Origin of the sequence: Streptomyces boninensis (assembly GCF_048572725.1) — a bacterium.
In the GTDB taxonomy this organism is placed as follows: domain Bacteria; phylum Actinomycetota; class Actinomycetes; order Streptomycetales; family Streptomycetaceae; genus Streptomyces; species Streptomyces boninensis.
In genome coordinates, this window is record NZ_CP183837.1 from 6,395,825 (window position 1) to 6,413,044 (window position 17,220).

The window sequence follows — 17,220 nt, forward strand, 5'->3', positions numbered from 1 at the left end:
CACCCGCCCCGCGCGCGGAGCGTCAGAAGGCGGGCTCGAGCAGCAGCCGGGCGCCGCCGAAGAGCGAGCCGAGGGCGACGACGTAGAAGAAGAGCAGCCAGAGCGCCGCCGGGATGGTGGTGAGCCGGTGCAGCTGGTCGGCGTCGGACTCCGGGGCCCGGCCGCCGGCCCGCTTGCGCTGCAGCTCGAAGACCGGGCGTACGCCGCCGAGCAGCAGGAACCAGACGGCGGCGTACGCGAAGCCCGCCTGCACGTCGGCGTCGGTGAACCATGAGATGAGGAAGAAGAGCGCGCCGGTGAGGACGACGGTCAGCAGGCCGTAGGCGTTGCGGATCATGATCAGCATGGCGCCGAGGAGCACGACGGCGATCCAGAGCAGCGCGGTGATGTGCCCGGCGGCGAGCAGCCAGGCGCCGGCGAGGCCGAGGAGGCTGGGCGCCGTATAGCCGGCGGCGGCGGTGAGGATCATGCCGAGGCCGGTGGGCTTGCCGCGGCTGACGGTCAGGCCGGAGGTGTCGGAGTGCAGGCGGATGCCGTCGAGCTTGCGGCCGGAGAGGAGCGCCACGAGGCCGTGGCCGCCCTCGTGGGCGATCGTCACGGCGTTGCGGGTGACGCGCCAGATGCCGTACGGGACGACGGCGGCGAGCGCGATCAGGGCCGTGACGGCGACCAGCCACTCGGAGGGGTCGGGCTGGGTCCCGACGACGCGGTCCCACAGCTCGGTGAAGCTGGTGCTGTCGGTTTCCATGGTGGGGCGGTTCCTCCTCCGGAGGGTGGGTGGTGCGGTCTTCGTCTTCGCCGGTTGTCAGATCGGTCTGGCAGTCTGACATGCATGTGTGGTCGCTATGCATCGAGCAGGAAGCCCGAGGATCTCGTCGGGATCTTCGAGGTGGAGAAGTGGGACCCGGCGGAGACCATCGCGCCTGACTACAACGTCGCGCCCACGAAGGATGTCTATGCGGTGCTGGAGCGCCCTGTTAAGGACGCTCCGTCGCCGGATCCGGTTCGCCAGCTGCGGAAACTGCGGTGGGGCCTGGTGCCGTCGTGGGCCAAGAATCCGGACACGGGCGTGAAGATGATCAATGCCCGGGCGGAGACGGTGGTGGAGAAGCCGGCGTACCGGCGGGCTTTCGCCTCGCGGCGGTGCCTGCTGCCGGCCGATGGCTACTACGAGTGGATGACGGCCAAGGGCGAGCTGGCGCTGGAGCAGCAGGGGAAGAAGAAGCGGCCGCGGAAGCAGCCGTATTTCATTACGCCTGCTGATGGGTCGGTGTTCGCGATGGCGGGGCTGTTCGAGTTCTGGCGGGACAAGACGCTGCCGGATGAGCATGAGCGGGCGTGGTGGGTGACCTGCACGGTGATCACGACGGATGCGGAGAAGACGGAGCTGGCCGGTGGGCCTGCGGGGGAAGGCGGGCCGTCTTCGCTTACGGAGATCCATCCGCGGATGCCGTTGATGATCACGCCTGACCGGTGGGATCAGTGGCTGGACCCGGCGAGCAAGGACCCGGAGGTGCTGGGGGAGCTGCTGACGCCGCCACCGGCGGGCCTGCTGCGGGCGTATCCGGTGTCGACGGCCGTGAGCGATGTCCGTAACAACGGGGCGGAGCTGCTGGCGGAGCGGGAGGCGCCGGAGGAGGAGACGTTGTTCTGAGCGCGCCGGCCCGGGCGTCGGTCGTGCTTTGGCGGGAAGGCGGCGGCGGGCGGGCAGGATGGGGGCGTGACTGCTGAACGTGTGTCGACTCCTGCCGGGGATGCCCGTATCACCTGGCATCGGGCGAAGAAGGCGCGGCTGACGCTTGCCCTTGGCCATGGGGCCGGGGGCGCGGGGCCCTCCCGGGACCTCGAAGCTCTCGCCGCCGCGCTGCCGGCCCGTGGGGTCTCCGTTGCGCTCGTTGATCAGCCCTGGCGCGTGGCTGGGAAGAAGCTCGGTCCCGCGCCCAAGACGCTTGATATCGCTTGGCGGGGGCTGTGGCCTGCGCTGGAGAAGCCCGGCCAGCCCGTCGTCGCCGGCGGGCGCAGCGCCGGGGCCCGGGTCGCCTGTCGTACGGCGAAGGACCTCGGCGCGCACGCCGTCCTCGCGCTGGCCTTCCCCTTGCACCCGCCGGGCCGCCCGGAGAAGTCACGCGTCGAGGAGCTGACCGGCGCCGGCGTGCCCACCCTCGTGGTGCAGGGGGAGCGGGACACCTTCGGCACGCCGGAGGAGTTCCCGGACGGGACGGAGCTGATCACCGTCCCGTGGGGAGACCACGGCTTCGCCGTGCCGAAGGCGGCCGACATCACGCAGGAGGAGGCCCTGCGGATCCTGACGGACGGCGTGACGGCCTGGCTCGCTTGAGTCAGCGCCCGATGTGAGTCAGCGCCTGATCCGATCCAGCGGAATGTCCACGATCAGCCCCTTCCGCGGCCCAGCACCCACCCCCAGCGCCTTCACCTGATCCGCCGGCAACGCCCGGTCATAAACCCGCACGTCATCCAGGTCGCCCGCGTACCGGATCCGACTGTCCATCTTCTGCCCCAGATCCACCGCAAAGGTCGACGTCCGGCTGACCGACCCCGCCACATCCGGCGCAGTCGCCTCAACCCCATCCACCGTCAGCGTCAGCGACCCCCCACCCCGCCGAATCACCGCGTGATGCCACTCCCCGTCGTTGTACGCCGCCGACGACTCCGCTCGCACCACCGGCAGCGGCGAAGCGATCGGCTTGCCGTCAGGCGCCACCGTCATCTCCGCGACCAGCTTCTTCTCTCCCGGGAGCGCGCGCAGCGCCACGTACGGGGACTTCGTCCCCACCCCGCCCATCCACAGCATCGGATGCTCACCACCCGTCGCCGAGTAGCGGAACCACAGGCTCGCCGTGAAGTCCTTACCGTCCAGCGGGAGCGACTCCCGGAACGGCAGCCTCACGTGCCCGTCCACCCCGTCGAACGACGCCGCCCCGCCACCGGCGTGGCCCTCCGTGCGCTGCACCCCGCCGACGACCCTCGCCGGCGCCGCCCCCGGCGCCCGGTCCGCCGTACGCGGGTCAGGCGCGCGGCGCGAGCCCAGCCACGCCTCGTTGAAGCGGGCGAACCGGATCTCGTCCCGGGCGTCCACCGGCCCGCCCTCGTAGAGCAGGCCGACCTCCCCGGAGCCGACCCGCACCATGTCCGAGTAGCCGGACCAGTCGGTCGTCACGACCTTGCCGCGGTCGACGTCCTCCCAGGTGCGGCCCTCGTCGTACGAGGACCGGACCATCATGGTCCGGCGCCGGTCCGGGTCGGCCGGGGCTGAGAACAGCCAGCGGTCATAGCCGTCCTCCCCCTCGGTACGCAGCTGGATCGACGACCCCTGCACCATCGGGGTGTGCAGGTCCGGGATGGCCGTAAACCCGGCATGTGTGAAGGACTCGCCCCCGTCCCGGCTGATCGCGAAGTCGCGGTGGCCGAGGTCGGTGCCGTCCTGCTCCCGCCCGTTGACGTAAATGGAGCCGTCCCGGCGCTCCGCCAGCGTCATCTCCGACGGCTTCTGCTCGAAGGTCTTATCGGCGCCGATCGGGAACGTGTCCAGCGCCCCGATCTTCCAGTGCTCCCCGCCGTCATCGCTATAGGCGAGGGCTGCGTGGTTATGCGTGACCCGCTTCCCGGCGTCATCCCAGCTCTCGGCATTGATGCCGAAGACCAGCCGTCCCGCATGCCGGCCGTGCTGCAGCTGAATGCCGTGCAGCGGCCCGGTCGCGTACCAGGAATTCCAGTCCGGATCCTTGGCCTCGGCGCCCAAGGCGCGCTGCTCGCTCCAGCTCTCGCCGTCGTCATCGCTGTGCTGGATGTACGGATCCCGCTTGCACGGCACCGCGCAGTTCGCGGCGCTGCCGACGCCCTTGTTGCGGTTGCTGATCAGCGTGATGCGGCCGGAGTCGCGGTCGACGATCGGGACCGGGTTGCCGTTGGTGTCGCCGCCGCCCTCCTGGATCACCTGGAGCGGCGTCCAGGTCTTTCCGCCGTCGAACGAGCGCTTCAGCACCAGGTCGATGTCGTCGGCGTCGCCGCAATTGTTGACCCGGCCCTCGGCGAAGGCCAGCAGGGTGCCCTTCGTGGTCTTCACCACGGCTGGTATCCGGAAGCAGGCGTAGCCCTGCTCGTTCGCGGCCTTGAAGAGGACCTGCTGGTCGAAGTGGGGTTCGGTGGCCGGCGCCGCGCGCCCCGCGGGCGCCGACAGCCCGACCACGGCCGCCAGGGCCACCCCCGCCGCCAGCAGCAGTCTGGCAGGCCCATGACACATCAATGTTCGCAGAACCACGGCTCTCCTTACGCGCTCTGCAGCACGGTACGTAGGACATCCCATGTCCCATGAGGTGACGAGACCGTACCCGGGAATGCCGCGGCCCGACCAGATGTTGTGCGAAACGTCCGTGGCCGACATCGGCCGGAAACCATGGCTTAAGAGAGGTGCCGCTGGATGGGTGGGGCAACATGCCTGTCGCGTACGCAGGGCGTTGACCAGGCCGGGCAGCGCGAGAGCGCCGTCCTGGGGTGGTCCGGCGCGCAGTCGGCGCAGCGCGACAAGAACCGGGCGGCGGACCTGCAGGCCACTGGTCTATTCTCCGAATCGAGCAGGGAGCCCGCGACGGGTGCCGTCACGGGTTCCGCAACGGTCTTGGAGGAGGTGGGTTCCGTCACTGGGACCGACACTGGCACGGACGGCACGCCTGCGAAGGGCGCCGGGGAGTCCGCGGAGGAGCGCAACGCGCGCTTCGAGCGCGACGCCCTCGGCTTCCTGGACCAGATGTATTCGGCTGCGCTGCGCATGACCCGCAATCCCGCGGATGCGGAAGACCTGGTGCAGGAGACATACGCGAAGGCGTACGCCTCGTTCCACCAGTTCCGCGAGGGTACGAACCTCAAGGCCTGGCTCTACCGCATCCTCACCAACACGTTCATCAACTCGTACCGCAAGAAGCAGCGCGAGCCACAGCGCAGCGCCGCCGACGAGATCGAGGACTGGCAGCTGGCCCGCGCCGAGTCGCACATGTCGACCGGCCTGCGCTCCGCCGAGGCCCAGGCCCTCGACCACCTGCCGGACTCCGACGTCAAGGAGGCCCTGCAGGCGATCCCCGAGGAATTCCGCATCGCCGTCTATCTCGCGGACGTCGAGGGCTTTGCCTACAAGGAGATCGCGGACATCATGGGGACACCGATCGGGACGGTCATGTCCCGGCTGCACCGTGGACGGCGGCAGCTGCGCGACATGCTGGAGGACTACGCACGCGAGCGCGGCCTTGCGCCCGCGGGCGACAGCGGGAAGGGCGCAGGATCATGAGCTGTGGGGAACACCACGAGACTGATTGCTCAGAGGTCCTCGATCACCTCTATGAGTATCTCGACCAGGAGATGCCCGAAAGCGACAAGGGCAAGATCAAGGAGCACTTCGACGAGTGCTCCCCGTGCCTGGAGAAGTACGGGCTGGAGCAGGCCGTCAAGAAGCTGGTCAAGCGCTGCTGCGGCCACGATGACGTGCCGAGCGACCTGCGCTCGAAGGTCCTCGGCCGGCTGGAGCTGATCCGCGCCGGCGAAGAGGTACCGGACCAGCCCGTCCTCGAACAAGACGCTGAAAAGGGCAGCACTTCACTCGAAGGTGCTAATCACCCCCGGGCGTAACCACCCAATCCCGAGGTTGCGCCCATACGGCGGATCCGGCGGCTCTATTCTCCCCATCCGGTGGCAATTGCCATAAGCGGACGGGGAGGAGCCGGGGCAATGCGCAGGCCAACCCCTGCCGTACTCGCCGTCGTTGTGTGCGCACTCGCCGGCGCGGCGGCCTGCGTGCTGCCCGCGCTCGGCGCCGCCGGACCCGGGGTACCGTGGCCGGAGCTCGGGCTCCTTGCCCTCCTTTACGCGGCCTGCGAGCTGACCTGGGGCCTGGTCGTCACCGGCCGCGGCGGCCGCCGGGACGGCGCCGGGCTCGGCTCCTTCTTCCCCGTGCTGCTCGCCGCCGCCTTCCTGCTGCCGCCCGCGGCCGCGGCGCTCGTCGCCGTGCCGGGGGCGCTGCTCGGGCGGCTCCACGAGGGCGCGGACCCCCGCTGGCTGCGCCGCGTCTGGCATGCCGCGCAGCTGGCGCTCGCCACCTGTGCCGCCGCCCGCACCTGGGAGGCAATGGGGCAGCACCCGCTGACCGAACCCCGCTTCCCCCACCTGCTGCTGCCCGCGCTCGCCGCCGCGGCCGCCTTCTGTACGGTCCTCACCCTGCTCGACGCCGCGGTGCTCGGCGTCGCCGAGCGGCGGCCGCTCACCTCGGCGGGGCCCGGACTCGTCTATGCCTTGGTACCGCACATGGTGCACGGGCTCGCCGGGCTGATGATGGCCGTGCTGTGGCGCAGCCCGTACGGACCGGTGTCCGCGCTTCTCGTGCTGCTGCCGATGTTCATCTCCTGCTGGGTCTTCGCCCAGTACCACCGCGAGCGCGCCGCCCACCAGGCCACCATCCGCGCCCTGGTGCAGGCCGTCGACATCAAGGACCGCTACACCCGCGGCCACAGCGAGCGCGTCGGCCGCGCCTCGGCGCTGATCGGCCGGGAGCTCGGGATGCCCGACGAGCGGCAGGAGGTGCTGCGCTTCGCCGGCATCCTGCACGACGTCGGCAAACTGGGCGTGCCCACGCGGGTGCTGCGCAAGGACGGGCCGCTGACGGAGGACGAGCGGCGGGTCATCCAGCTGCACCCCGAGTACGGCCACGAGATCGTCCGCGGCATCGGCTTCCTGCAGGAGGCGCGGGCCGCGATCCTGCACCACCACGAGCGGCTCGACGGCGGCGGCTATCCGTACGGGCTGAAGGGCGAGGAGATCCCGGAGTACGCGCGGGTGGTCGCGGTCGCGGACGCCTTCGACGCGATGACGTCCACGCGCAGCTACCGGCGCGCCCGCGAGGTGCCCGCGGCGCTGGCGGAGCTGCGGCGCTGCGCGGGCGCGCAGTTCGACCCGCGGATGGTGGCGGCGCTGGTGCGCGCGATCGAGCGGCAGGGGTGGCATGTGTCGGTCACCTCGGACGAGGTGGGCGGGGTCCCGGTGGCGGGGGCGGCGGCCGGAGGGGCGAGTGGGGCGGTGCCGGGCGGTGGGGTGCCAAGCGGCGCCGTGCCGGGCGGTGCGACGCCGAGTGGTGCGGTGCCCAGCGGTGTCGTGCCGAGCGGTCCAGTGCCCAGCGGCGCGGTGTCCAGCGGTGCGGCGCCCAGCAGTGCGGTACCTAGCGGCGCCGTACCGAACCCCGCGCACCCACCCGACCAGGCACCACCCGCCTCGGCCCCGGCGCCCGGGGACCCGCAGACCCCCGCCACGCCCCAGCCCGCCCGGGACCACTCATGACCACCATGTCCGCGACCTCCCCCGCCTCCGTCATAGCGCCCCGGCTCATTGGCGCGCGCCTCCCGCGCACGGTCCTCTTCTGGGGCCTGGCGGCCGCGCTTATCACCGGGGCCGCGCTGCTGTGGACCCTGGCGCACGGGCTCGATCAGCCGCACGCGGCGCTCGCGTTCGGCGCGCTCATCGTGTTCGGGGAGCTTGTCGCCGTACGGCCGAAAGCGACGGCGCACCCCGAGCCCATCCCGGCCGGGCACGTGATCGCCCCGATCGCCAGCGCCGGATCGCTCGCGTACGCACTTCTGGGGGAGTGCGCGGGTAAAGCCACCACGCACGGCGCCCTGCAGGTCATCGCCGTCGTCTTCGCCGCCACCCTCCTCGGAACCGTCCCGCACGTCGCCCGCGGTCACGCCTTCGCCGTGGACCACCTGCTCCGCCGCATCCTGACCGTCGCCTTCGCGGCCACCTGCTTCCAGCCGCTCTTCAACAGCGGCCTCCTCGGCTCCATCACCGGGCGCGGCCCGCTGTACGTCCTCTACCTCGTCACCGTCCTCGGCCTCACCTACCTCTGCGACGCCTCCCTCGCCGCCGCACTGTCCCGGGCCCGCACCGGCTGGCCGTACGCCCCGCTGCTGCGCGACGAGGTGCGCGCGCTGCCCGGCGTCCCCATCGCCAGGTGCGCCACCGCCGCCGTCACGGCCATGGCCGCCGCCGTCGCCGGGCTGTGGGCGCTGCCCGTCTTCTGCCTGCCGCTGCTGCTCACCCAGCTGTCCATGCGCCGCTTCGCGGCGGTGCGCACCACGTACCGGCAGACCATCGCCTCCCTGGCGCGCGCCACCGAGATCGCCGGCTACACCCCGCCGGGCCACGCCCGCCGGGTCGCCTCGCTCAGCCGATCGGTCGGGCGTGAGATGGGTCTCGCCGAGCGTGACCTGGACGTATTGGAGCAGGCTGCTCTTATGCACGACATCGGCCAGCTCTCCCTCCTCGACCCGGTGCCCGCCGGGGCCACCGAGCCGCTCGCCGCCGTGGACCAGCGCCGCATCGCCCTGCTCGGCGGGGCGGTGGTGCGCCAGACAGGCGTGGACAGCGCCGTCGCGGTCATCGTGGAGCGGCAGGCGGAGCCCTGGCGCGAGCAGCCGGTGGCGGCGCGTATTGTGCGTGCCGCGAACGCCTATGACGACCTGGCCAGAGCCGCGGACCGGTCGCCCGGGGCGGCCGACTGCAGCTTTCGGGGGCGCTTCGAAGGCCCCCTCAAGGCCCTGGAGCGCCTCCGGTTGTCCACGGCCGCCGATTACGACCCCCGGGTGGTCGCGGCGCTGTACCGCGTGCTCGCGCACGGTGCGCATGCATCGCGGGTAACCGATCGGTAAGAAGCGCCCGTACGGGAGGACATGGTTGGATGCGGGCATAGGCGATAGGAGACATGCTGGAAGCATGCGCGGCCGCCCAGGGCGCGCAGACGGCAGGCGGGACAGGTTGAAGATCTTCGGCAGAGTGCGGCACCGGCCCTCCGCCTCGTGGCGGCAGGCGACCGACCGTGCCTTCACAATGATCGGCGACGGGCGTTACGAGGACGCCGGCGCCCTGCTGACGCGCGCCGCGGACCTGGAGCCGTGGCTGAGTGAGTCGTGGTTCAACCTGGCCCTGCTGCACAAGTTCCGGCACGACTGGGAGCAGGCGCGGGCCGCGGGCCTGCGGGCCGTCGCCCTCCTCGACCGCGAGGCCGGCGCCCCCGACTGGTGGAACGTCGGCATCGCCGCCACCGCCCTGCAGGACTGGCCGCTGGCCAGGCGGGCCTGGCAGGCGTACGGCCTGAAGGTCCCCGGCATTGGCGCCATGGGCCGCGACAGCGCCCATCTGAACACCATCGAGCCCGTCGGCATGGAGCTCGGCAGCGCGGCCGTGCGGCTGTCGCCCGAGGGCGAGGCCGAGGTCGTCTGGGGCCGCCGCCTGGACCCCGCCCGGGTCGAGGTGCTGTCGATCCCGCTGCCGTCCTCCGGGCGGCGCTGGGGCGAGGTCGTACTCCACGACGGCGTGCCGCACGGTGAGCGGACGACCACGGCCGGTGACTCCTATCCCGTATTCGACGAGATAGAGCTCTGGGCGCCGTCCCCGGTGCCCACGTGGGTGGTGCTGCTGGAGGCCGCCACGGAGGCCGACAGGGACGCCCTGGAGGAGCTGGCTGCGGACGCCGGCTATGCGGCAGAGGACTGGTCGTCGTCGGTGCGGCTGCTGTGCCGTACCTGCTCGGAGTCGCGGATGCCGTCCGCCGAGGGCGGCGGCGGCCTGCTGGACCCGCACGACCACAGCGAGCCCGGCCACCCGGGACCGCTGGTCCACCGCATGGAGGGCAGCCTGTGGGTGCCCGAGCGGGAGTGCGGCATAGCCGCGCCCGCCGGTCTGGTGCGCGGGCTGCTGGACAGCTGGGCTGCGGACAGCCCGGATACGCGGGACTGGCGGGATCTCGAAGAGGTCGGATAGCTGCACCAGGGGGCAGTGCGGCCACGTACCCTTGTGGTGATTCTCTGAAGACTGACCCGGAAGGCGTACGACGGCGATGACCCAGCAGCAGGCCGAGGAGCAGGTGAACGACGGGTTCGTCGTCGACACGGAGGACTGCGAGGAGCGCGAGACCGCGCACCGCGAGCGGGGGACCGTCCGGCCGGTCACGGTCGTGGGCAATCCGGTGCTGCACCGCGAGTGCAAGGACGTCACCGACTTCGGGCCCGAGCTGGCGCAGCTGGTCGACGACATGTTCGCGTCGCAGCGCGCCGCGGAGGGCGTGGGTCTGGCGGCGAACCAGATCGGCGTGGACCTGAAGGTCTTCGTCTACGACTGCCATGACGACGACGGCGTCCGGCATGTGGGCACGGTCTGCAATCCGGTGCTGGTGGAGCTGCCGGCCGCCGGCCGGGTGCTGGCGGAGGGCGGCGAGGGCTGCCTGTCCGTCCCGGGCGCGACCATGGAGCTGGCCCGCCCGGACTACGCCGAGGTGACCGGCGTCGACGTCGAGGGCAAGCCGATCAAGGTGCGGGGGACGGGGTACTTCGCCCGCTGCCTGCAGCACGAGACGGACCACCTGTACGGGCGGCTGTACATCGACCGGCTGTCGAAGCGGGACCGCAAGGACGCGCTGAAGCAGATGGCGGAGCGGACGCCGCGGTACGAGGTCGTGCCGAACGATTGATCCCGCCCACCCGCCCGTTGCTCCGTGCGACGGGCGGGGGACCGTCCTTGCGTTTCGGTTGCGCCAGTGGTCCTCACCACTGGCGTTTTTGCTGTCCGTTGACCCTTCGTGTCGTACGCGCCAGGCTCAGGGGCGCCATGCCCCCCACGCCACGGAGGCCCCATGCGCAGACGCGCGCTCAGACTCATACTCGCCCTCGTCGTGACCGCGGCCGCGGCGATCGGCGGCACCATCGCCACCGCGGGCACCGCGCACGCGGACGAGTGCTACACCTGGAACCGTAACCTCTCCCAGGGTGCCAACGGCGGCGACGTCACCCAGCTGCAGATCCGCATCGCCGGCTGGGTCGCGTCCGGTGAAGTCCTCGCCATCGACGGCGACTTCGGCCCGGCGACGGCCGGCGCGGTCAAGCGCTTCCAGTCCGCGTACGGACTGTCGGCGTCCGGCACCGCGGACTCCGCTACGTACAGCAAGATCTACTCGCTGCAGGACGCCGACTGCACGCCGGCGCACTTCACGTACGCCGAGCTGAACAAGTGCAACTCCGACTTCTCCGGCGGCGCGGTGAGCGCGGCGACGGCCAAGTCCAACGCGCTCCGCACGATGTGGAAGCTGGAGGCGATGCGGCACAAGCTCGGCGATGTGCCGATCCAGGTGTCCAGCGGCTTCCGCTCCAAGTCCTGCAATGCCGCCGTCGGCGGCGCCTCCAACAGCCGTCATCTGTACGGAGACGCCGCCGACCTGGTCGGCAGCCCATCGCTGTGCAAGCTGGCCCAACAGGCCCGCACGCACGGCTTCGCCGGGATCCTCGGCCCGGGTTATCCCGGGCACAGCGACCACACCCACGTGGACACGCGGTCGAGCAGGTACTGGTCCGCGTCCCAGTGCGGCGTGGGCTAGTTAGGCGGAAGGGATACAACGTGGGTGGGCCTGCGGGTCTGCCCACGTTCGCTTGCGCATATGGGCGTTACCTCCATCGGTGGACGTCGTTCAACTGGGTGTGTAACGACCAGCGAGCGCACGGAGGCAACGTAAGTGGGCCGGTCTCATTGGGCAGTTGATGCAGCGTTGGCGGCATCGATCGCTGGCGGATGTGCCTTCGAGCAGTGGCTCGCCGGTCGGGTGCCCGTTGCTTCGTACGCGCGCATCAGTCGTGCAGATCCGGCAGCTGTGAGGCGCCAGCACCTCAACAACCAGGTGGCCGCAGTCCGTCTTGGGTGGGCGGTGGTTTGTCAGTACACCGACGACGGGGTATCGGCGGCAGATCGGGATGCGGAGCGGCCGGCATTCCGGCGAATGCTGGTGGATGTCGAGGCTCGCAGCATTACGGAGGCGCATCTTCCTGTTCGCGGCGTCCTCGCCGTCGAGGAAGAGAGGCTGGTGCGCAGCGGATCCGACTACGTGGCACTTCTCCGCGCCCTTGCTGCTCAGCGCGATGGCTGCTTGTCCTTCGCGGACACCGGGGAAATCGTGGATGTCCAGATGGAGCTGGCGCGGATGGAAGCCCAGGGTGACATGGTTCCGGGGGAGGCGGAATCAATTCGCATCGGGCGCAGGCGGCAGCGTTCGATCCGGGACCAAGCGTTGGAGGGGAGAGGGTCAGGCGGGCAGAGGCGATTTGGGTGGCTTGGACCGGACATCGTTTCAGGACGACTGACCAATACTCTCCTGGACCCCTGTGAGTCTGCATATCTGCGCACTGCCATCGAGCGTGCGCTCGTCGGCGAGAAGTGGATGGAAGTCACGGACTGGCTGACAGCTGAGAGGGTCCCTACGGTGCGGGGCGGAATGTGGACCATTCCTACGGTGCAGGCCATGGTGACTAATCCAGCGATTTGCGGCTACCGCATCCTGGACGGTGCTCTCGTGCGCGATCGGGAGACCGGGTTGGCCGTGGTGGGTGACTGGCAGACGGTCGCATCCCCAGCAGAGTGGCGGGCGCTGATCGGCCGCTGTGACCGGTGGTACTCGCTGGACGGAAAGCGCGTCTCTTACACGGACGGCTACCGGGCCCGATCGCGGGGGAACGGACCAGGGCCGGGGCGGCAGCAGCGAAATGAGGTGAGGGAAGCCAAGCGTAAGTACCTTCTCTCCGGGTTCTTGAGGTGTGGCCATGTGCCCGAAGGCGGGTCGATGTGCGGGGCGAAGCTGGGAGGCCATCCGGCCCACGGAACCAACAGATACCCGGCCTACCGCTGCTCGGCATCTGGATGCCGCAAGGTTGGCCGCAGGACCGATCTGGTAGACACCTACGTCGCGGAAATTGTCCGTGCACAGCTGGGGATCGGGATGGATGAGTGGCAATCAGCTGGCATGCAGGGCAAGCGATCTGCCATTGCGCGTGTGGTTCGGCATGTGGTGATCCATCCAATCCCGGCCGGGAGGTCCAAGAGTGCACCGTTCGACGTCGAGCTTCTCGAAGTAGTGCTGACTGGGGGACAGGATGCCCCTGACCATGAGGCTTGAGTCAGGGGCATCCATCGGCTAGAAGTCGTCGTCGAAGGACACCGAGCCTTCGACGGCGACCTGGTATGCCGACACCCGGCGCTCGAAGAAGTTCGTCAGCTCCTGGACGTTCTGCAGTTCCATGAAGGCGAAGGGGTTCTCGGAACCGTAGACGGGAGCGATGCCAAGTCGTCGCAGTCGGTCATCCGCTACGCACTCAAGGTACTGGCGCATGGAGTCAGTGTTCATGCCCGGCAGTCCGTCACCGCATAGATCACGGCTGAATTGCAGTTCGGCCTCCACCGCTTCCCGGATCATCGCCGTAATCTGCTCCGACAATTCGTCGTCGAAGAGCTCGGGCTCCTCCCTGCGAACGGTGTCCACCACCTCAAAGGCGAAGCTCATGTGGCAGCTCTCGTCACGGAAAACCCAGTTCGTTCCCGTCGCCAACCCGTGCAGCAGGCCGCGGCTGCGGAACCAGTACACGTACGCGAAGGCTCCGTAGAAGAACAGGCCCTCGATGCAGGCCGCGAAGCAGATGAGATTGAGGAGGAAGCGGCGGCGGTCCTCCTTCGACTCCAGCTGGTCGATGGACTCGACCGAGTCCATCCACTTGAAGCAGAACTGGGCCTTCTCGCGGATCGACGGGATGTTCTCCACGGCCGCGAAGGCCGCGGTGCGCTCGTCCGGGTCGGGGAGGTACGTGTCCAGGAGCGTCAGATAGAACTGGACGTGGACGGCCTCCTCGAAGAGCTGGCGACTCAGATACAGCCGCGCCTCGGGGGAGTTGATGTGCTTGTACAGGGTCAGGACCAGGTTGTTCGCCACGATCGAGTCGCCGGTCGCGAAGAAGGCGACCAGGCGGCCGATCAGGTGCTGCTCGCCGGGGCTCAGCTTGGCGAGGTCGGTGACGTCGGAGTGGAGGTCGACCTCCTCGACCGTCCAGGTGTTCTTGATCGCGTCGCGGTAGCGCTCGTAGAACTCCGGGTAGCGCATCGGGCGGAGGGTGAGCTCGAAGCCGGGGTCGAGCAGGTTCTTTGTCTGGACAGCGGTGGTCATTACTGGCAGGCCTCGCAGGACTCGGGGTTTTCCAGGGAGCAGGCGAGGGCTTCGTCGGACTCGGCCTGCTGGGGGACGGTGGTGGCGCGCGCCGACTGCGCGATGCGGGTCGCCGGGCGGGAGCGCAGGTAGTACGTCGTCTTCAGGCCCGACTGCCAGGCGTACGCGTACATGCTGCTGAGCTTGTTGATCGTCGGCGCCGCCATGAAGAGGTTCAGCGACTGCGCCTGATCCAGGTAGGGCGTACGGGCAGCCGCCAGGTCGATCAGCGCGCGCTGCGGCAGCTCCCACGCGGTGCGGTAGAGGGCTTTTAGGGACTCCGGCAGGCCGCCGAGGTCCTGGACCGAGCCGTTCGCCTCCCGCAGCGCCTCCCGCGTCGCCGCGTCCCAGCGGCCGAGGCGCTTGAGCTCGGCCACCAAGTAGGCGTTGACCTGCAGGAATTCGCCGCTGAGAGTCTCGCGTTTGAAGAGGTTCGAGACCTGCGGCTCGATGCACTCGTAGACGCCGGCGATCGACGCGATCGTCGCCGTGGGGGCGATCGCGAGGAGGAGGGAGTTGCGCAGGCCCGTGTCCGCGACGCGCCCCCGCAGCGCGTCCCAGCGGTCCGGCCAGGTGACTGCCGCGTCCGGGTAGTGGTCCGGGTGCAGGACGCCGCGGGCGGCGCGGGTGCGGTCGTAGGCCGGGTGCGGGCCGTGGCGTTCGGCGAGGTCGCAGCTGGCCTCGTAGGCGGCGAGCATGATGCGCTCGGCGATGCGGGTGGAGAGGGCCTTCGCGGATGGTGAGTCGAAGGGCAGGCCGAGCTTGAAGAAGACGTCCTGCAGGCCCATGATGCCGAGGCCGACCGGGCGCCAGCGCTCGTTGGAGGCGGCGGCCTGGTCCGTGGGGTAGAAGTTGATGTCGACCACGCGGTCGAGGAAGGTGACGGCCGTACGGACCGTGGAGTCCAGTGCCGCCCAGTCCATCTCGCCCGCGTCGGCGTCCAGATGCGCCGCCAGGTTTACGGACCCCAGGTTGCAGACCGCCGTCTCGCCGTCGTCGCTGACCTCGAGGATCTCGGTGCAGAGGTTCGAGGAGTGGATGACGGCGCCCGGCTCCGCGGTCTGGTTGGAGACGCGGTTGGCGGCGTCCTTGAAGGTCATCCAGCCGTTGCCGGTCTGGGCGAGGGTGCGCATCATGCGGCCGTAGAGCTGGCGGGCCGGGAGCTGTCGGTCGTAGCGGCCCTCTTTTTCCGCCTTGCGGTACGCGGCGTCGAACTCCTCGCCGTACAGGTCGACCAGCTCCGGCACCTCGCTCGGGGAGAAGAGCGACCAGACCTCGTCGGCCGCCACCCGGCGCATGAACTCGTCCGGGATCCAGTGGGCGAGGTTGAGGTTGTGGGTGCGGCGGGCGTCCTCGCCGGTGTTGTCGCGGAGCTCCAGGAACTCCTCGATGTCGGCGTGCCAGGGCTCCAGGTAGACGCTGGCGGCGCCCTTGCGGCGGCCGCCCTGGTTCACCGCGGCGACCGAACTGTCCAGCGTGCGCAGGAACGGGACGATGCCGTTGGAGTGGCCGTTGGTGCCGCGGATCAGGGCGCCGCGGGAGCGGATGCGGCTGAACGGGAGGCCGATGCCGCCGGCGTGCTTCGACAGCTTCGCGACCTGGTGGTAGCGCTCGTAGATCGAGTCGAGCTCGTCGAGCGGGGAGTCCAGCAGGTAGCAGGACGACATCTGGGGGTGGCGGGTGCCGGAGTTGAAGAGGGTGGGGGAGGAGGGGAGGTAGTCGAGGCGGCTCATCAGGCCGTAGAGGGCCTCGACCTCGGTGAGGGCGCGGGGTGAGGTGTCCTCGGCGAGGCCGCAGGCGACGCGGAGGAAGAAGTGCTGGGCCGTTTCGGTGATCTGACGCGTGGTCGGGTGCCGGAGGAGGTAGCGGGAGTGGACGGTGCGCAGGCCGAAGTAGCCGAAGCGGTCGTTGCGCGCCTCGTCGATGAGGGAGTCGAGGCGGGCGGCGTGGGTCCGTACGAAATCCGCGGTGGAGTCGGCGATCAGGCCCTCGCGGTGGCCGAGGGCGATGGAGGCGGAGAAGGTCTGCACGCCCTGGCTCGCGGCCTCGTCGGCGATGGCGCGGGTGAGGAGGCGGGCGGCGAGGCGGGAGTACTCCGGCTCGTCGCCGATGAGCCCGGCGGCGGCCTCGGTGGCGAGGTCGCGCAACTCCGCCGCGTCGGAACCCGGATGGCGGCCGCGCAGCGCCGCCGCGGCGACCCGGCCGGGGTCGGTGGCGGGGAGGTCGGCGGTGAGGTCGGTCAGGGTGCGCAGCAGGGCCTCGCCGGCGCGGTCGGCCTCGGCCGGCGCCGCTGAAGCAGGTTCCGCGGGGGCGGAGGGTGCGATGGTCACGGGTGGTGCTCTCCCTCGCTCGGCAGTGGGCCGCGAGGGGTGGGGCGCGACGGGCGGCCTACGGGCATGCCGAAGTCGCGCTTGGCACGCCACATAGGCGTCCGCCGGCCCATTCCACGAGGCCCGGACGTCAGGTGACAGCTGCCGGCAGGTGCTCGGACTCGCGATTTCCGCGCATGCGCGGGCATCGCATACCGTTGCGGGACAGTTCCGGATTCGCACCGGATTCCCCTGCTGCGGCAGCGAGCACGAGCATACATCTTGGGTACGCCAACGCACGCACCCCCCACATGTTGTGTCGGAGTGTCAGCTAGAGGGCGAGCTCGTAGGTCAGCAGTGTGAGGTCGCTCTCGGCGACGGGGCTCCAGTCGCGCTCCGGGGTGCGGACGAACCCCAGCCGTTCGTACAGCCGGTGGGCCGACTTCATGCGTGCCTGGGTGGAGAGCACCAGGCTCCGCGCGCCCTGCTCGCGGGCGCGCTCGATGCAGGCCCGGACCAGGGCCTCACCGATGCCGCGGCCGCGCCCGGCCGGCGCCACGACCAGCATGCGGAACTCGGCGCTGCCCGCGACCCGGAGGTCGGAGTATGCGGTGCCGGGTGCCGCGTACGTGACCGAGCCGAGGATCTCGCCGGACTCCTGCGCCCGCGCGACGAGCAACTCGGCCTTCGCGGCGCGGCTGGCGGAGTCGCGGAGCACGCCGAGGTAGCTGTCGTTCTCGCCGAAGGTGAGCAGGCCGTCGTCGAGAAAGACGCCTGCGACCAAGTCGCCGACCTGGTCGTAGTCGGCAGGAGTGGCGGGAGCGATGGTGATGTCCATGAGCCGAGTCT

15 protein-coding genes and 1 riboswitch are annotated in these 17,220 nt (G+C 70.2%); of the genes, 10 read left to right on the forward strand and 5 right to left on the reverse strand.

All coding sequences use genetic code 11. The features are described 5' to 3' along the window. Positions 1-22: 22 nt before the first annotated feature. Positions 23-748 (reverse strand): M50 family metallopeptidase, encoded by a 726-nt coding sequence (locus ACNNMR_RS29370; RefSeq protein ID WP_419997688.1) that lies wholly within the window; start codon positions 746-748, stop codon positions 23-25. A gap of 84 nt (positions 749-832) precedes the next feature. On the opposite strand from ACNNMR_RS29370, the gene ACNNMR_RS29375 reads away from it, so the two are divergent. Both ACNNMR_RS29375 and ACNNMR_RS29380 read left to right on the forward strand, forming a co-directional pair. Beyond that, positions 833-1,654, forward strand: a complete 822-nt coding sequence (locus ACNNMR_RS29375) for an SOS response-associated peptidase (protein WP_419997689.1) — start codon at positions 833-835, stop codon at positions 1,652-1,654. Positions 1,655-1,720: 66 nt separating this feature from the next. After that, positions 1,721-2,338 carry an alpha/beta family hydrolase gene (locus tag ACNNMR_RS29380; RefSeq protein ID WP_419997690.1) on the forward strand — a complete coding sequence of 206 codons (618 nt, stop codon included), beginning with the start codon at positions 1,721-1,723 and terminating at the stop codon, positions 2,336-2,338. An 18-nt stretch (positions 2,339-2,356) separates the two neighbouring features. On the opposite strand, the gene ACNNMR_RS29385 is transcribed toward ACNNMR_RS29380, so the two are convergent. After that, a complete protein-coding gene (locus ACNNMR_RS29385; RefSeq protein ID WP_420000521.1) occupies positions 2,357-4,261 on the reverse strand; it encodes an exo-alpha-sialidase in 1,905 nt (634 codons plus the stop codon). Positions 4,262-4,645: 384 nt separating this feature from the next. On the opposite strand from ACNNMR_RS29385, the gene ACNNMR_RS29390 reads away from it, so the two are divergent. From ACNNMR_RS29390 to ACNNMR_RS29425, 8 genes are all read left to right on the forward strand, one after another. After that, a complete protein-coding gene (locus ACNNMR_RS29390; RefSeq protein ID WP_420000522.1) occupies positions 4,646-5,299 on the forward strand; it encodes a sigma-70 family RNA polymerase sigma factor in 654 nt (217 codons plus the stop codon). Then, the gene (gene rsrA / locus ACNNMR_RS29395) at positions 5,296-5,637 is read left to right on the forward strand and encodes a mycothiol system anti-sigma-R factor (protein ID WP_419997691.1); all 342 of its coding nucleotides are present in this window, start codon (positions 5,296-5,298) and stop codon (positions 5,635-5,637) included. Before ACNNMR_RS29390 ends, rsrA begins: the two co-directional genes overlap by 4 nt. Before the next feature lie 99 nt (positions 5,638-5,736). Beyond that, a complete protein-coding gene (locus ACNNMR_RS29400; RefSeq protein WP_419997692.1) occupies positions 5,737-7,335 on the forward strand; it encodes an HD domain-containing phosphohydrolase in 1,599 nt (532 codons plus the stop codon). Beyond that, a complete protein-coding gene (locus ACNNMR_RS29405; RefSeq protein WP_419997693.1) occupies positions 7,332-8,702 on the forward strand; it encodes an HD-GYP domain-containing protein in 1,371 nt (456 codons plus the stop codon). The genes ACNNMR_RS29400 and ACNNMR_RS29405 overlap by 4 nt, the downstream gene beginning before the upstream one ends. Before the next feature lie 106 nt (positions 8,703-8,808). Further along, the gene (locus tag ACNNMR_RS29410) at positions 8,809-9,813 is read left to right on the forward strand and encodes a tetratricopeptide repeat protein (protein ID WP_420000523.1); all 1,005 of its coding nucleotides are present in this window, start codon (positions 8,809-8,811) and stop codon (positions 9,811-9,813) included. A gap of 76 nt (positions 9,814-9,889) precedes the next feature. Further along, on the forward strand, positions 9,890-10,519 hold the full coding sequence (def, locus tag ACNNMR_RS29415) for a peptide deformylase (RefSeq protein ID WP_419997694.1): 630 nt from the start codon (positions 9,890-9,892) through the stop codon (positions 10,517-10,519). Between the two features lie 162 nt (positions 10,520-10,681). After that, positions 10,682-11,419: a D-Ala-D-Ala carboxypeptidase family metallohydrolase gene (locus ACNNMR_RS29420; RefSeq protein WP_419997695.1), complete on the forward strand. Its 738-nt coding sequence runs from the start codon at positions 10,682-10,684 to the stop codon at positions 11,417-11,419. 168 nt (positions 11,420-11,587) lie between these two features. Next, positions 11,588-12,985: a recombinase family protein gene (locus tag ACNNMR_RS29425; protein WP_419997696.1), complete on the forward strand. Its 1,398-nt coding sequence runs from the start codon at positions 11,588-11,590 to the stop codon at positions 12,983-12,985. A gap of 18 nt (positions 12,986-13,003) precedes the next feature. Here ACNNMR_RS29425 and ACNNMR_RS29430 read toward each other — a convergent pair whose 3' ends face one another. From ACNNMR_RS29430 to ACNNMR_RS29440, 3 genes are all read right to left on the reverse strand, one after another. Then, entirely contained in the window at positions 13,004-14,023 is a 1,020-nt protein-coding gene (locus tag ACNNMR_RS29430) for a ribonucleotide-diphosphate reductase subunit beta (protein ID WP_419997697.1), read from the reverse strand. Then, on the reverse strand, positions 14,023-16,392 hold the full coding sequence (locus ACNNMR_RS29435) for a ribonucleoside-diphosphate reductase subunit alpha (RefSeq protein WP_419997698.1): 2,370 nt from the start codon (positions 16,390-16,392) through the stop codon (positions 14,023-14,025). The genes ACNNMR_RS29430 and ACNNMR_RS29435 overlap by 1 nt, the downstream gene beginning before the upstream one ends. Positions 16,393-16,520: 128 nt before the next feature. Continuing rightward, positions 16,521-16,661: riboswitch (cobalamin riboswitch) on the reverse strand. 41 nt (positions 16,662-16,702) lie between these two features. Next, on the reverse strand, positions 16,703-17,209 hold the full coding sequence (locus ACNNMR_RS29440; RefSeq protein WP_419997699.1) for an N-acetyltransferase family protein: 507 nt from the start codon (positions 17,207-17,209) through the stop codon (positions 16,703-16,705). Between the last annotated feature and the right edge of the window lie 11 nt (positions 17,210-17,220).

Excerpts from the sequence above, each read along its gene's own strand:
- ACNNMR_RS29430 (WP_419997697.1), bottom strand. The coding sequence starts at position 14,023 with ATGACCACCGCTGTCCAGACAAAGAACCTGCTCGACCCCGGCTTCGAG.
- ACNNMR_RS29370 (WP_419997688.1), bottom strand. The coding sequence starts at position 748 with ATGGAAACCGACAGCACCAGCTTCACCGAGCTGTGGGACCGCGTCGTC.
- ACNNMR_RS29405 (WP_419997693.1), top strand. The coding sequence starts at position 7,332 with ATGACCACCATGTCCGCGACCTCCCCCGCCTCCGTCATAGCGCCCCGG.
- ACNNMR_RS29440 (WP_419997699.1), bottom strand. The coding sequence starts at position 17,209 with ATGGACATCACCATCGCTCCCGCCACTCCTGCCGACTACGACCAGGTC.
- ACNNMR_RS29375 (WP_419997689.1), top strand. The coding sequence starts at position 833 with ATGTGTGGTCGCTATGCATCGAGCAGGAAGCCCGAGGATCTCGTCGGG.
- ACNNMR_RS29385 (WP_420000521.1), bottom strand. The coding sequence starts at position 4,261 with ATGTGTCATGGGCCTGCCAGACTGCTGCTGGCGGCGGGGGTGGCCCTG.
- def (WP_419997694.1), top strand. The coding sequence starts at position 9,890 with ATGACCCAGCAGCAGGCCGAGGAGCAGGTGAACGACGGGTTCGTCGTC.
- ACNNMR_RS29400 (WP_419997692.1), top strand. The coding sequence starts at position 5,737 with ATGCGCAGGCCAACCCCTGCCGTACTCGCCGTCGTTGTGTGCGCACTC.
- rsrA (WP_419997691.1), top strand. The coding sequence starts at position 5,296 with ATGAGCTGTGGGGAACACCACGAGACTGATTGCTCAGAGGTCCTCGAT.
- ACNNMR_RS29420 (WP_419997695.1), top strand. The coding sequence starts at position 10,682 with ATGCGCAGACGCGCGCTCAGACTCATACTCGCCCTCGTCGTGACCGCG.